This is a genomic window from Streptomyces iranensis (genome assembly GCF_017874715.1).
Lineage (GTDB): Bacteria > Actinomycetota > Actinomycetes > Streptomycetales > Streptomycetaceae > Streptomyces > Streptomyces iranensis.
The window spans coordinates 427,252-441,354 of the sequence record NZ_JAGGLR010000004.1; the positions used below are offsets into that span (position 1 = coordinate 427,252).

Sequence of the window (14,103 nt, forward strand, 5' to 3'; positions counted from 1 at the left end):
AGCCGCGCGGGCGATCTCCGTCCGGGGGTCACCTCATGCCCCCGCGCTCCCTGTCCCCCGACGTCGCCGGACCGCTACCGTCGGCTCCGTGGCTCAGTTTCGGCTCCAGGGAAGCAGGGTGCTCGCGGTCGACCTGACCGGCGACTCCGTGAAGGCCAAGAACGGCGCGATGGTCGCCTACGAGGGGGATATGACCTTCAAGAAGAGGACGGGCGGCGGGGAGGGGCTGCGCGGGATGGTGACCCGGCGGCTCACCGGTGAGCAGATGGCGGTCATGGAGGTGAAGGGGCACGGCACGTGCTACTTCGCCGACCGGGCGAGCGAGATCAACCTGGTGTCGCTGCGGGGCGAGAAGCTCTATGTGGAGTCCAGCAATCTGCTGTGCGCGGACTCCGCGCTGCGCACCGGCACCTCCTTCACCGGGCTGCGCGGCTCCTCTCAGGGCAACGGGCTGTTCACCACGACCGTCGAGGGCACCGGCCAGGCCGCGCTCGTCTCCGCCGGCACGGCGGTCGTACTGCGCGTCACCCCGCAGACACCGCTCCAGGTCGACCCGGGCGCGTACCTCGCCCACACCGGCGGTCTCAAGCAGCACTTCCAGGCGGGGGTGAACTTCCGCGCGCTGATAGGCGAGAGCGGCGGGGAGTCCTTCCAGATCCGCTTCGAGGGCGATGGGCTGGTCTACGTGCAGCCCAGTGAGCGCAACACGATCGGGGGTGAGGTGTGATGCCGTTCAATCTGCTCACCTCGCGGATGGTCGAGGCCCAGGTGATGCCCGGACAGACCCTGTTCAGCCAGCGTGGCGCGATGCTCGCCTACCGCGGGGACGTGCGGTTCACGCCCAGCATCACCGGCGGCCAGGGCGGGCTGCGGGGAATGATCGGGCGGCGGGTCGCCAATGAGGCCACTCCGCTGATGACCGTCGAGGGCCAGGGCACGGTGATGTTCGGGCACGGCGGCCACCACGTCCATGTGATCGACCTGGTCGGCGACACCCTCTGTGTGGAGTCGGACCGGCTGCTGGCCTTCGACGGCTCGCTGCGCCAGGGCACGATGTTCCTGGGCTCCCAGGGCGGGGTGATGGGCATGGTGCGCGGCCAGGTCACCGGCCAGGGGCTGTTCACCACCACCCTGGAGGGGCACGGCTCGGCGGCGGTCATGGCGCACGGCGGGGTGCTGGAGCTGCCGATCGGCCCGGGACGTCCGGTGCATGTCGATCCGCAAGCCTATGTCGCCCACCGGGGTGATGTTCGCAATAAGCTCTCGACGGCGATCGGCTGGCGCGAAATGGTGGGCCGCGGCTCGGGCGAGGCGTTCCAACTGGAGCTGTCCGGCACCGGCATGGTCTACGTCCAGGCATCGGAGGAGAAGCTGTGAACAGCCCCGTCATCCATGACGTCTGGACGCTGCCCGTCGACGACAACATCAATCCGTACGCCTTCAGCGTGGATCTGAACGGGCAGTGGTTCCTGCAGAAGGGGAAGATGGTCGCCTACTACGGGCAGATCGACTTCCAGGGCGTCGGCCTCGGCCACCTCGACCACCTCATCGCCCACAGCTTCCACTCCCCGCTGCACGCGGCGGAGTGGGTGGTGGCCGAGGGGCAGGGCAAGATGGTGCTCGCGGACCGCGCCTTCGACGTCAACTCCTACGACCTGGACGACGGCAACCTCTCCATCCGGTCCGGCAATCTGCTCGCCTTCCAGCCCTCGCTGTCCCTGAAGCAGTCCATCGTCCCGGGCTTCCTCACCCTCATCGGCACGGGGAAGTTCGTGGCCGCCTCCAACGGTCCCGTGGTCTTCATGGAGCCGCCGATCCGGGTGGATCCCCAGGCGCTGGTCGGCTGGGCGGACTGCCCGACGCCGTGCCACCACTACGACCACCAGTATCTGCGCGGCTTCCTCGGGGCCGTCCGGTCGCGTACGGGCATCGGGGGCGCATCGGGCGAGGAGCACCAATTCGAGTTCGTGGGCGCGGGGACCGTACTGCTCCAGTCCACGGAGGAGGTCGTCGCCGAGATATCGGTCGGCGAGACAGGGGGTACCGGTTCGTGAGCACGAAGGTGCGGAGTGTAACGTCGAACAGGTGACCTCTAGCCCGATACATCCATTGGTTCGGAATTCAACTTCTATAGGTAGAATACATCCCATGGAGACCGAGAACGGCACGCGCTGGCTCAGCGAAGAGGAACAGCGCGCCTGGCGCACCCATCTGGACGTCAGCCGGCTGCTGACCTACCAGCTCGAAAAAGACCTGCAGCCGTTCGGCCTGACCATGAACGACTACGAGATCCTGGTCAACCTCTCGGAGTCGGAGGACCACCGGATGCGGATGAGCGATCTCGCGTCCGCGACCCTGCAGTCCAAGAGCCGGCTGTCCCACCAGATCACCCGGATGGAGAACGCCGGCCTGGTCCGCCGCGAGAACTGCGAATCGGACCGGCGGGGGCTGTACGCCGTGCTGACCGAGCAGGGCTGGGACACCATGCGCAAGGTCGCCCCCCACCATGTGGCGTCCGTGCGCAGGCACTTCATCGATCTGCTCGCGCCGGAGGACCTCAAGGCGCTGTACGGATCGCTGGTACCCGTCGCGGAGCATCTGCGCACCCAGCGGGGCCGGGTCTAGGGGCCCGCCGGCAGCCGCAGCTCGAACAGGGCGCCGCCCTCGGGTGCCGTACGGACGGCCAGCGTGCCGCCGTGGCGCACCGCCACGTCCCGCGCGATGGCGAGGCCGAGCCCGGCCCCGCCATCGTCGCGGCTGCGGGCGTCGTCGAGCCGTACGAACCGCTCGAAGATCCGCTCCCGCTCGGCCTCGGGCACGCCCGCGCCGTCGTCCGCGACCTCCAGCACGGCCCACCGGCCCTCCTCGCGCACCGTCACCCGCACCCCGCTCCGGGCGTGCCGCTGGGCGTTGTCGACCAGATTGCCCAGCACCTGGGCCAGCTGCCCGCGCAAGCCCGGCACCGCGACCGGCGCCGCCTCGTCCCGCACCGGCACCCGGTCCGCCACCCGCTGGGCCAGCTCCTCGCGCACCAGGGCGTCCAGCGCCACCGGTGTCTCCCCTGTGGGCCGCTCCCCCGCGTCCAGCCGGGCCAGCAGCAGCAGATCGGCCGCGAGCCGCTGCAGCCGCACCACGTCCTCCACGGCGCCGTCCAGGTCCAGCAGCTCCGGATGGGCGGCGCCCACCTCCAGCTGGGTGCGGAGCGAGGCCACCGGGGAGCGCAGCTCATGGGAGGCGTCGGCCACGAAGGCCCGCTGCCGCTCCACGGACGCCTCCAGCGCCGTGAGCGTCTCGTTGGTGGTCCGGGCCAGCCGCGCCACCTCGTCGTGCGACCCCGGCTCGGGCACCCGCCGGGCCAGGTCCGTACTCGCCGTGATGGCGGCCATCTCGCGCCGGATGCCCTCCACGGGCCGCAGCGCGCGCCGGGTCACCAGCCAGGTCACGGCCGCCACGACCACCAGCAACAGCGGCAGCCCGAGCAGCATCGCGTTCCGCACCGTGGTGACCGCGCCGCGCTCGGTGGCCAGCGGGGCGCCCGCGTAGACGGTGACGTCCTCGCCCCGGGCGTCGGTGACCTCGACAGCCGCCCAGCGGTACTCCGCCGTCTTGTCGTCGACCCGGGCCGTGCCGGAGCTGTAGTCGGGCGTCGAGGAGACCTCCCCCGCGCCGCCGTCGTCATCGTCGTCGTCCTCTCCCGGCGCCGCCGGGACCGGCCGTACCGAGGAACTGCCGGTGCCCGTGACGGCCTGGAGGTCGTCGCTGACGGCGCGGACCCGGTGGTCCTCGTCCACGATCTGCACCGGGGTGTCGTCGCCGAGGTCCAGCTCCTGGTACGGCACCCCACCGGCGACCTTGGAGGCCACCGCCCGCGCGGTGGCCCCGGCGTCGACCTCGGCCCGGTCCGCCAGATTGCTCTGCAACACCGCGAGCACCGCGATCCCCGCGGCCACCAACGCCACCGCGACCACCACGGTCGCACCCAGCGCCGCCCGCGCCCGTACGGAGCCGAAGACCTTACCCACGGAGCCGGTACCCCGCTCCCCGTACGGTCTCGATGAACCCCGCGCCCAACTTGCGGCGCAGCGCGCTCACGTACACCTCGACGATGTTGGGGTCGCCGTCATAGGCGAAGTCCCACACATGCTCCAGGATCTCCGCCTTGGAAACCACGTCCCCCGCCCGCGTCGCCAATTGCTCCAGCACGGAGAACTCCTTGGCGGTCAGCGGCACCTCCCGGCCGTCCCGCTCCACCCGGCGCGCGCCCCGGTCCACGGTGAGCGGCCCCACCCGCACCACGGGCGAGGCCCCCGGGCCGCGCCGCCGCAGCAGCGCCCGTACCCGCGCCACCAGCACCACATACGAGAACGGCTTGGTCAGATAGTCGTCGGCCCCGGTGTCGAGCCCCTCCGCCTCGTCGTACTCGCCGTCCTTGGCGGTGAGCATCAGGATCGGCACCTCGTTGCCGACCGCCCGGAGCGCCCCGCACACGCGGTAGCCGTTCAGCCCCGGCAGCATGATGTCGAGGACGACGAGGTCGTACACCCCCTCCTGCGCACGGTGCAGCCCCTCCTGGCCGTCGTGCACAACATCCACGGCGAACCCCTCCGCACGCAGCCCCTTGGCCAGCGACAGGGCCAGCCGCCGCTCGTCCTCCACGATCAGCAAACGCATGCGACCAGCGTCGCAGAGCGAACCTGAAGATCTCTTCAGGCGGCTTCAGCTGGGCTTCAGCATCGATCGGCCAGGGTGGTTGACGTCCGAACACGAATGGGGAGGAACCCACATGAAGCGCATCATCATCGCATCTGTCGCCACAGCCGCCCTGGTCACGGGCGGTACGGCCGTCGCGGTGGCGGGCACCCAGTCCTCCACCCCGGCGGCCGCGTCCACCGGCACCTCGCTGACCCAGGCGGCCGGTGCCGCGCTGAAGGCCGTCCCGGGCACGCTGGACTCCATCGACCGCGACCACGGCCGCTGGGAGGCGGACGTCCTGGGCAAGGACGGCAAGTGGCACGAGGTCACGCTGGACGCCAACGGCAAGGTAATCGGTCAGCACGTCGACAGGGACACCGACCCCGAGGACGCCGCCGAGGCCAAGGCCCTGCGGAACGCCGACGTCTCGGCCACCGAGGCGGCCCGGAAGGCCGCGTCGGGTTCCACCGTGACCTCGGTGGAGTTCGACGGTGACCGCAGCCCGGTGTGGGAGGTCGAGACCGTCAAGAACCACAAGGAGCGCGACCTGATCGTCGACCCGCAGTCCGGCAAGGTCACCCAGGCCCCGGCCGACGACGACCACGGCGACGACGACTAGGGAGAGCCGCCGACGAGGCAGGAGGGGGCGGGGTCGGAGGGGTGGGGTCCTGGACGCTTACGTGTATTTACGGCGCCAATCACCGGCCCACGCAAGCCCCCGGCCTATGGCGCCGTAAATATACGGTCCAGGGCCCCGCCCCGGAGGCCCCGCCCCCGCACCCGGAACGCACCCCCGGCGCACCGGAAACGCACCCGAGCGCACCCCCGGCGCACCCGGAACGCGCCCTCGGCGCACCCGAACCCGAGCGCACGCGCTAGCCCTGCTCGGTCACCGCCGCCACCAGCTCGTCCGCCGCCGTGTACGGGTCCAGCCCGCCCGCGACGACCCGCTCGGCGAGCGCCCCCAGGCGGCGGTCGCCGTGCAGATCGCCGATCCGCTCCCGCAGCGCGGTCACCGCGATCGTCTCGACCTCGCCCGCCGCCCGCCGCATCCGGCGCTCGGCGAGCACACCGTGCTCCTCCATCCACGCACGGTGCTTCTCCAGCGCCTCGACGACCTCCTCGATCCCCTCGCCGCGCGCCGCCACGGTCTTCACGATCGGCGGCCGCCAGTCGCCCGGCGACCGCGACTCGCCCAGCCCCAGCATGTGGTTGAGCTCACGGGCCGTGGCGTCGGCGCCCTCCCGGTCGGCCTTGTTGACCACGTACACATCGCCGATCTCCAGGATCCCGGCCTTGGCCGCCTGGATCCCGTCGCCCATCCCCGGCGCGAGCAGCAGCACGCTGGTGTCTGCCTGGGCGGCGATCTCGACCTCGGACTGGCCGACGCCCACCGTCTCCACCAGGATGACGTCGCAGCCGGCCGCGTCCAGCACCCGGATGGCCTGCGGGGCGGCCCAGGCGAGCCCGCCGAGATGGCCGCGGGTGGCCATGGAGCGGATGTAGACGCCGGGGTCGGAGGCGTGCTCCGACATCCGCACCCGGTCGCCGAGGAGCGCCCCGCCGGAGAACGGCGAGGAGGGGTCCACGGCGAGCACGCCCACCCGCTTGCCCGCCCGCCGGTAGGCGGAGACGAGCGCGGAGGTCGACGTGGACTTGCCGACCCCCGGCGAGCCGGTCACCCCGACCACATACGCGCCGCCGGCCAGCGGAGCGAGCGCGGCCATCACCTCGCGCAGCTGCGGCGAGGCGCCCTCGACCAGCGAGATCAGCCGGGCGACCGCACGCGGCCGCCCCTGCCGTGCCTGCTCCACCAGCGTGGGCACATCAGCCATGGGTGCCGTACTCCTTATCGCTCGACCACAATCGCTTGATCACAGTCGCTTGATCACAGCGGAATCCGACGCCCCGCGCGGGAACGCGAGGACCGTCTACTTCCCCGCCGGCACCCGCAGGATCAGCGCGTCGCCCTGCCCGCCGCCACCGCACAGCCCCGCCGCGCCGGTGCCGCCGCCGCGCCGCCGCAGCTCCAGCGCCAGATGCAGCGCGATGCGCGCGCCGGACATTCCGATGGGGTGGCCGAGGGCGATCGCGCCCCCATTCACATTCACCTTTTCGGGGGAGACGCCCAGGTCCTTCATTGACTGCACGGCGACCGCGGAGAACGCCTCGTTGATCTCGATGAGATCGAGGTCGTCCACCGTCAGCCCGTCCTTGCCCAGGGCGTGCGCGATCGCGTTGGACGGCTGCGACTGGAGCGAGTTGTCGGGTCCCGCCACATTTCCGTGGGCGCCGATCTCGGCGATCCACTCCAGCCCCAGTTCCTCCGCCTTGGCCTTGCTCATCACGACGACCGCGGCCGCACCGTCGGAGATCTGCGAAGACGTGCCGGCGGTGATCGTCCCGTCCTTGGTGAAGGCGGGCTTCAGCCGGGCCAGCAGCTCCGCGGTGGTCTCGCCGCGGATGCCCTCGTCCTTGTCGAAGACCACCGGCTCGCCCTTGCGCTGCGGGATCTCCACCGGGGTGATCTCGGCGTCGAAGAGGCCGTTCTTCTGCGCGGCGGCGGCCCGCTGGTGGGACTGGGCCGCGAACTCGTCCTGCTCGGGGCGCTGGATGCCCAGCCGGGTGTTGTGCTTCTCGGTGGACTCGCCCATGGCGATGTGCTCGAAGGCGTCCGTCAGCCCGTCGTACGCCATCGCGTCGAGCATCTCGATCGCGCCGTACTTGTACCCCTCACGGGACTTGGGCAGCAGATGGGGGGCGTTGGTCATGGACTCCTGGCCGCCCGCGACCACGATGTCGAACTCACCGGCGCGGATCAGCTGGTCGGCCAGGGCGATCGCGTCCAGCCCGGAGAGGCAGACCTTGTTGATCGTGATGGCGGGCACGCTCATCGGGATACCGGCCTTGACCGCCGCCTGACGGGCGGGGATCTGTCCGGTGCCCGCCTGGAGCACCTGCCCCATGATCACGTATTGCACCTGCTCGGCACCGACTCCGGCCCGCTCCAGCGCTGCCTTGATCGCGATTCCGCCCAGGTCGGCGCCGGAAAACGAGCGCAGACTGCCGAGCAGCCGTCCCATGGGCGTGCGCGCGCCCGCCACCATCACAGAGGTCGTACCAGTCATTGGTGCGTCCCTTCACGAGAAGAAGGAAGTTAACGAGGGTTATCGTCAATGTACTGACGAGTACCCGCGCGGTCACCGGCCCATCGGTGTGATCGCGCGCACGTTGCGTAACCGACCGTACGGCGGTGCACTGTTCCCATGCTGACGAGAATCGACCACATCGGGATCGCCTGCTCCGACCTCGACAAGACTGTCGAGTTCTACCGTGCCACGTACGGCTTCGAGGTGTTCCACTCCGAGATCAACGAAGAGCAGGGCGTCCGTGAGGCCATGCTCAAGATCAATGAGACCTCCGACGGCGGGGCCTCCTACCTGCAGCTTCTCGAGCCGATCCGGGAGGACTCCGCGGTCGGCAAATGGATGGCCAAGAACGGTGAGGGCGTCCACCACATCGCCTTCGGCACCGCCGATGTCGACACCGACTCCGAGGCCATCCGCGACAAGGGCGTCCGGGTCCTCTACGAACAGCCCCGCCGCGGCTCGATGGACTCCCGCATCACCTTCCTCCACCCCAAGGACTGTCACGGTGTGCTGACCGAGCTCGTCACCGCCGCGAACCCCGCCGCGCACAAGGACGAAGAGGATCACTAAAGCGGACCACTGACCTACCCCTTCCCCGGCCGGTAGAGTGCTGCATCGGCCGGGGTACGGAAACGGAGAGGGTTCGGCGTCCGGCCCGGACTCCGCCGATGATCTGACACCATTTCTCGGAAGGGCCAGCTCCGGTCCGACCCGGCACGCACCTCGCCTGGTCGGTACCGCAAGGGAAACCGTCGAGGGACCCCGGGCACCGCAAGGGACCACGGGAGCCTGGAGGGTTACGGAGCCGGCCGCCAATGCGACCAGGGGACGGATGGGACCGCGCAGTGCGGGGCTACGACCGCTACGAGCCTGACGATCAGCTCTCGAAGTTCGAGGCCGAGATGGAGCGGCTGAAGACCGAGCGGGAGAAGGCCGTCCAGCACGCCGACGACCTCGGCTACCAAGTCGAGGTGCTGCGCGCCAAGCTGCATGAGGCGCGCCGTAATCTGGCGGCCCGCCCCGCCTACGACAGCACCAACGCCGGCTACCAGGCTGAGCAGTTGCTGCGGGACGCCCAGCTCCAGGCGGACCAGCTGCGCGCCAACGCCGAGCGGGAGCTGCGCGAGACCCGCGCCCAGACCCAGCGGCTGCTCCAGGAGCAGGCCGAGCGGCAGTCCCGGCTCGAGGCCGAGCTGCACGCCGAGGCCGTGGCCCGGCGCCAGCGTCTTGACCAGGAGCTGGCCGAGCGCCGCGCCACCGTCGAGTCCCACGTCAACGAGAACGTGGCCTGGGCCGAGCAGCTGCGGGCCCGTACCGAGGCGCAGGCCCGCCGGCTGATGGACGAGTCCCGGACGGAGGCCGAGCAGGCCCTGGCCGAGGCCCGCGCCGAGGCCCAGCGGATGACCGAACAGGCGCGCCAGCGGCTGGGGTCGGAGGCGGAGGCCGCCCGCGCCGAGGCCGAGGCGATTCTGCGCCGGGCCCGTACCGACGCCGAGCGGCTGCTGACCAACGCGGGCACCCAGGCCCAGGAGGCCACCGACCACGCCGAGCAGCTGCGCACCTCCACCGCCAGCGAGGCGGACCAGGCCCGCCGTGCCGCGGCCGAGCAGACCCGCGCCGCCGAGCAGCGGATGCACGAGGCCGAGCAGGCGCTGCGGGAGGCGCGCAGCGAGGCCGAGAAGGTGGTCACCGAGGCCAAGGACGCGGCGTCCAAGCGGCTCAGCGCCGCCGAGTCGGACAACGAGACGCGCACCCGTACCGCCAAGGCGGAGGTCGCCCGGCTGGTCGGCGAGGCCACCAAGGAGGCCGAGCGGCTGCGGGCCGAGGCCGAGCAGCTGCGGGACGACGCCCGTGCCGAGGCCGAGCGGATGGTCGCCGAGGCGGGAGACGACGCTCGGGCCAGGGCCGCCGAGGACTCCGCGGCCCAGCTGGCCAAGGCGGCCCGGAGCGCCGAGGAGGTGCTGACCCGCGCCTCGGAGAAGGCGCAGTCCACCACCAAGGCGGCCACCGACGAGGCGGAGCGGATCCGGCGCGAGGCCGAGGACGAGGCCGACCGGCTGCGGGCAGAGGCGCACGACACCGCCGAGCAGCTCAAGGGCACGGCCAAGGACGACACCAAGGAGTACCGCGCCAAGACCGTCGAGCTGCAGGAGGAGGCCCGCCGGCTGCGCGGCGAGGCCGAGCAGCTGAAGTCGGAGGCGGCCGCCGAGGGCGAGCGGGTCCGCGCCGACGCGCGCCGCGAGGCGGTCCAGCAGATCGAGGAGGCGGCCAGCACCGCCGAGGACCTGCTGACCAAGGCGAAGGCCGACGCGGAGGAGACCCGCTCCGGTGCCACCGCCGAGAGCGAGCGGGTGCGCACCGAGGCCATCGAGCGGGCCAACGCGCTGCGCCGGCAGGCCGATGAGCTGCTGAAGCGGGCGCGTGGCGAGGCCGAGGAGCTGGTGACCTCGGCCGAGGAGCAGGCCGAGCGGGTCAAGTCGGAGGCGGCCACCGCGGCCGAGGAGCTGCGCGAGGAGGCCGAGCGCGCCGCCGAGGACCGCCGCGCCGAGGCCGAGGGCGAGCTGAACCGGCTGCACCAGGAGGCCGAGCAGCGGCTCTCCTCCGCCGACCAGGCGCTGCGGGACGCCCGCGAAGAGGCGGAGCGGCTGCGCAAGGAGACCGGCGAGGAGATCGAGCGGCAGCGCACCGAGTCCGCCGAACGGCTGAACGCGCTGCGCCAGCAGGCGGAGGACGAGGCCGCCCGGCTGCGCGACGAGGCCGCGGCCGACGCGTCGAACGCGCGCGCCGAGGGCGAGTCGGTGGCCGTACGGCTGCGCGGCGAGGCCGCCGCGGAGGCCGAGCGGCTGCGCTCGGAGGCCCAGGAGACGGCCGACCGGGTGCGCGCGGAGGCGGCGAGCGCCGCCGAGCGGATCGGCACCGAGGCCGCGGAGGCCCTGGCCGCCGCCCAGGAGGAGGCGGCCCGCCGCCGCCGCGAGGCCGAGGAGCTGCTCGCCGACGCCCGCGAGGAGGCGCAGGCGGAGCGTACGGCGGCGCGGGAGCAGAGCGAGGAGCTGCTGGCCGCCGCCCGGAACCGGGTCTCCGAGGCGCAGGCCGAGGCGCAGCGGCTGGTCGAGGAGGCCGAGCGGCGCTCGGCCGACCTGGTGGCCGCCGCCGAGCAGACCGCCCAGCAGGTGCGGGACTCGGTCGCGGGGCTGCACGAGCAGGCCGAGCAGGAGATCACCGCGCTGCGCAACGCCGCGGAGCACGCCGCGGAGCGGGTGCGCGACGAGGCGCAGGCCGAGGCCGACCGGGTCCGCGCGGACGCCTACGCGGAGCGGGAGCGCGCCTCGCAGGACGCCACCCGGGTGCGGCGGGAGGCCACGGAGGAGTCCGAGGCCGCCAAGTCGCTCGCGGAGCGCACGGTCGCGGAGGCGATCGCCGAGTCGGAGCGGCTGACCGAGCGGGCCCGCGAGGAGGCGAACAGGCGCCGCGCCGATGCCGCCGAGCAGGCGGACCGGCTGGTCACCGAGGCCACCCACGAGGCCGAGCGGCTGCGCGCCGAGGCCAACGAGACGCTCGACGAGGCGCGCCGCTCGGCCAACAAGTCCCGTGCCGAGGCCGCCGAGCAGGCCGATACGCTCATCGGCGGCGCCACCGAGGAGGCCCAGCGGCTGGTCTCGGAGGCCACCACCCGGGCGCAGGCGCTGCGTACGGAGGCGTCCGACGCACGGGCGACCGCGGAGCAGGACGCGGCCCGCACCCGGGCCCAGGCCCGCGGCGACGCCAACAGCATCCGCTCGGAGGCGGCCGAGCAGGCGGACCGCCTGGTCACCGAGGCCCGGAACGAGGCCGACCGGCTGCACGCGGAGGCGAGCGGCGAGGCGGAGCGGCTGCGCAGCGAGGCCGCGGAGACCGTCGGTTCGGCGCAGCAGCACGCGGCGCGCACCCGCGCCGAGGCCGAGCGGGTCTCGACCGAGGCGGCGGCCGAGGCGGAGCGGATCCGCAACGAGGCGCAGGCCGAGACGGACCGGCTGATCGACCGGGCGCGCGAGGACGCCAACAAGCGGCGTTCGGACGCCGCCGAGCAGGCCGACCGGCTGATCACCGAGTCCTCGGCGGAGGCCGAGCGGCTCACCTCCGAGGCGCAGGAGGCGGCGCTGCGCGCGGCGACCGCGGCCGAGGAGCAGGCGGACACCATGGTGGGCATGGCCCGCCATGAGGCGGACCGGCTGGTCTCCGAGGCCACGGCCGAGTCCAACGCCATGGTGGAGAAGGCCCGTACGGACTCCGACACCATGCTGGGCGAGGCCCGGGGCGACGCCACGGCCATCCGGGAGCGTGCCGAGGAGCTGCGCGCCCGTACCGAGGCCGAGGTCGAGGAGTTGCACGAGCGGGCCCGCCGGGAGTCCGCGGAGCAGATGAAGGCCACCGGCGAGCGGGTCGACAAGCTGGTCGCGGCGGCCACCGCGCAGCTGATGAAGGCCGAGGAGAAGGCCAAGTCGCTGGTCGCGGAGGCGGAGAGCGAAGCGAGCCGGGTGCGGATCGCGGCGGTGAAGAAGGCCGAGGGTCTGCTGAAGGAGGCCGAGCAGAAGAAGACCGAGGCCGAGCGGGAGGCGGACCGGCTCCGGACCCAGGCCACGGACGAGGCACAGCAGATCGTGGACGAGGGCAAGCGCGAGCTGGAATTGCTCAAGCGCCGCCGCGAGGACATCAACGCGGAGATCTCCCGTGTCCAGGACGTCCTCGAGGCGTTGGAATCCTTCGAGACCCCCGCGTCGGGTGGCGCGGGCGGCAAGGAGAACGGCCAAGTCAAGACAGCGGCGGGTGCGGGTGCGACGAGGAGTGGAAAGCGGTCGGAGGGGTAACCGTATCCGGGGGGACGAGTCTCAGCTGTGCCTATCGAGGTTTCGCTTAAGTCTCGCGTCGGTTTCGCGTAAGTCTCGCGTCAGGCTGCGTCCATCACGGCATGTCCGTATCATCCCGACGAGTGACGAGGTCTCCGTCTTACTGCCACTCAAAAGGCTGGAGATTCAGCAGATCAAACAGACGTTGACTCGATGACACGCCGTTCGGCCCCCTAGGATTCCCTCTATCACCTCACCGGTCTCTTTCGACAGGAACCCCATGAGCGACACTTCCTCCCCCTTCGGCTTCGAGCTCGTGCGGCGTGGGTACGACCGCGGTCAGGTGGACGACCGCATTTCCAAGCTCGTCGCCGATCGTGACAGTGCACTGGCCCGTATCACCTCTCTGGAAAAGCGCATCGAGGAGCTGCACCTCGAGACGCAGAACGCTCAGGCCCAGATCAACGATTCGGAGCCGTCCTACGCGGGGCTCGGCGCCCGGGTCGAGAAGATCCTCCGTCTCGCCGAGGAAGAGGCGAAGGATCTGCGCGAGGAGGCTCGGCGCGCCGCCGAACAGCACCGTGAGCTGGCCGAGTCGGCCGCCCAGCAGGTCCGCAACGACGCCGAGTCGTTCGCCGCCGACCGCAAGACCAAGGCCGAGGACGAGGGCGCGCGGATCGTCGAGAAGGCGAAGGGCGAGGCGGCCACGCTGCGCCAGGAGGCGCAGAAGGACGCCCAGTCCAAGCGCGAGGAGGCGGACTCCCTCTTCGAGGAGACCCGCGCCAAGGCCGCGCAGGCCGCCGCCGACTTCGAGACCAACCTCGCCAAGCGCCGCGAGCAGTCCGAGCGCGACCTGGCGTCGCGTCAGGCCAAGGCCGAGAAGCGGCTCGCGGAGATCGAGCACCGCGCCGAGCAGCTGCGCCTGGAGGCCGAGAAGCTGCGCACCGACGCCGAGCGCCGCGCCCGCCAGACGGTGGAGACCGCCCAGCGCCAGGCCGAGGACATCGTGGCCGACGCCAACGCCAAGGCGGACCGCATCCGCAGCGAATCCGAGCGCGAGCTCGCGGCCCTCACCAACCGCCGCGACAGCATCAACGCCCAGCTGACCAACGTCCGCGAGATGCTGGCCACGCTGACCGGCGCGGCGGTGGCCGCGGCCGGTGCCCCGGGCGAGGACGAGGCGGCCACCCGCGGCGTCCCGGCCCAGCAGTCCCGGTGACCCTCGGTCACACCGGAGCGCCCGATGCCCCGCGCCGCCCAAGCGGCGCGGGGCACGCGCATGTTATGGGCAACAATCGCCTTCCCGGCCAGGCTGGCCATGGCACTTCGGCCGCGCCCCGACGCGAGCGGAGCCCGGCCCCCGCCGCATGAAGCCGCGCCCGGGGCGGGCCCCAAAACCTGGCCCTCGGGCCTTGAGACGCGTTGGGGCCCGGGGCGGC

The 14,103-nt window shown here is 72.1% G+C and carries 12 protein-coding genes; 8 read left to right on the forward strand and 4 right to left on the reverse strand.

The window, feature by feature from the left end; genetic code table 11:
• Positions 1 to 88 precede the first annotated feature (88 nt).
• From J2Z30_RS09865 to J2Z30_RS09880, 4 genes are all read left to right on the forward strand, one after another.
• Complete coding sequence (locus tag J2Z30_RS09865; RefSeq protein WP_078956636.1) at positions 89 to 727, forward strand: AIM24 family protein; 639 nt, start codon at positions 89 to 91, stop codon at positions 725 to 727.
• Positions 727 to 1,377, forward strand: coding sequence for an AIM24 family protein (locus J2Z30_RS09870; protein ID WP_044569854.1), 651 nt, complete (start codon positions 727 to 729; stop codon positions 1,375 to 1,377). Before J2Z30_RS09865 ends, J2Z30_RS09870 begins: the two co-directional genes overlap by 1 nt.
• A complete protein-coding gene (locus tag J2Z30_RS09875; RefSeq protein WP_044569856.1) occupies positions 1,374 to 2,054 on the forward strand; it encodes an AIM24 family protein in 681 nt (226 codons plus the stop codon). The genes J2Z30_RS09870 and J2Z30_RS09875 overlap by 4 nt, the downstream gene beginning before the upstream one ends.
• A gap of 94 nt (positions 2,055 to 2,148) precedes the next feature.
• The gene (locus J2Z30_RS09880) at positions 2,149 to 2,625 is read left to right on the forward strand and encodes a MarR family winged helix-turn-helix transcriptional regulator (RefSeq protein WP_044569859.1); all 477 of its coding nucleotides are present in this window, start codon (positions 2,149 to 2,151) and stop codon (positions 2,623 to 2,625) included.
• On the opposite strand, the gene J2Z30_RS09885 is transcribed toward J2Z30_RS09880, so the two are convergent.
• Positions 2,622 to 4,022: a sensor histidine kinase gene (locus tag J2Z30_RS09885; RefSeq protein ID WP_044569862.1), complete on the reverse strand. Its 1,401-nt coding sequence runs from the start codon at positions 4,020 to 4,022 to the stop codon at positions 2,622 to 2,624. The two genes, J2Z30_RS09880 and J2Z30_RS09885, sit on opposite strands and share 4 nt — an antisense overlap.
• The gene (locus J2Z30_RS09890) at positions 4,015 to 4,671 is read right to left on the reverse strand and encodes a response regulator transcription factor (protein ID WP_044569864.1); all 657 of its coding nucleotides are present in this window, start codon (positions 4,669 to 4,671) and stop codon (positions 4,015 to 4,017) included. The genes J2Z30_RS09885 and J2Z30_RS09890 overlap by 8 nt, the downstream gene beginning before the upstream one ends.
• Positions 4,672 to 4,783: 112 nt before the next feature.
• On the opposite strand from J2Z30_RS09890, the gene J2Z30_RS09895 reads away from it, so the two are divergent.
• Positions 4,784 to 5,311 (forward strand): PepSY domain-containing protein, encoded by a 528-nt coding sequence (locus tag J2Z30_RS09895; protein ID WP_044569867.1) that lies wholly within the window; start codon positions 4,784 to 4,786, stop codon positions 5,309 to 5,311.
• 256 nt (positions 5,312 to 5,567) lie between these two features.
• Here J2Z30_RS09895 and meaB read toward each other — a convergent pair whose 3' ends face one another.
• Positions 5,568 to 6,527 carry a methylmalonyl Co-A mutase-associated GTPase MeaB gene (gene meaB, locus J2Z30_RS09900; protein ID WP_044569869.1) on the reverse strand — a complete coding sequence of 320 codons (960 nt, stop codon included), beginning with the start codon at positions 6,525 to 6,527 and terminating at the stop codon, positions 5,568 to 5,570.
• Positions 6,528 to 6,623: 96 nt separating this feature from the next.
• Entirely contained in the window at positions 6,624 to 7,802 is a 1,179-nt protein-coding gene (locus J2Z30_RS09905; RefSeq protein ID WP_044569871.1) for an acetyl-CoA C-acetyltransferase, read from the reverse strand.
• Positions 7,803 to 7,958: 156 nt separating this feature from the next.
• Here J2Z30_RS09905 and mce point away from each other — a divergent pair, with 156 nt between their 5' ends.
• The 3 genes from mce to J2Z30_RS09920 all read left to right on the forward strand — a co-directional run bounded on the left by mce (position 7,959) and on the right by J2Z30_RS09920 (position 13,883).
• Positions 7,959 to 8,411 carry a methylmalonyl-CoA epimerase gene (gene mce, locus J2Z30_RS09910; RefSeq protein ID WP_020868383.1) on the forward strand — a complete coding sequence of 151 codons (453 nt, stop codon included), beginning with the start codon at positions 7,959 to 7,961 and terminating at the stop codon, positions 8,409 to 8,411.
• Between the two features lie 245 nt (positions 8,412 to 8,656).
• Positions 8,657 to 12,685, forward strand: coding sequence for a polarized growth protein Scy (gene scy, locus J2Z30_RS09915; protein WP_281062674.1), 4,029 nt, complete (start codon positions 8,657 to 8,659; stop codon positions 12,683 to 12,685).
• A gap of 259 nt (positions 12,686 to 12,944) precedes the next feature.
• Positions 12,945 to 13,883 carry a coiled-coil domain-containing protein gene (locus tag J2Z30_RS09920; RefSeq protein WP_044569875.1) on the forward strand — a complete coding sequence of 313 codons (939 nt, stop codon included), beginning with the start codon at positions 12,945 to 12,947 and terminating at the stop codon, positions 13,881 to 13,883.
• The last annotated feature ends 220 nt before the right edge of the window (positions 13,884 to 14,103 follow it).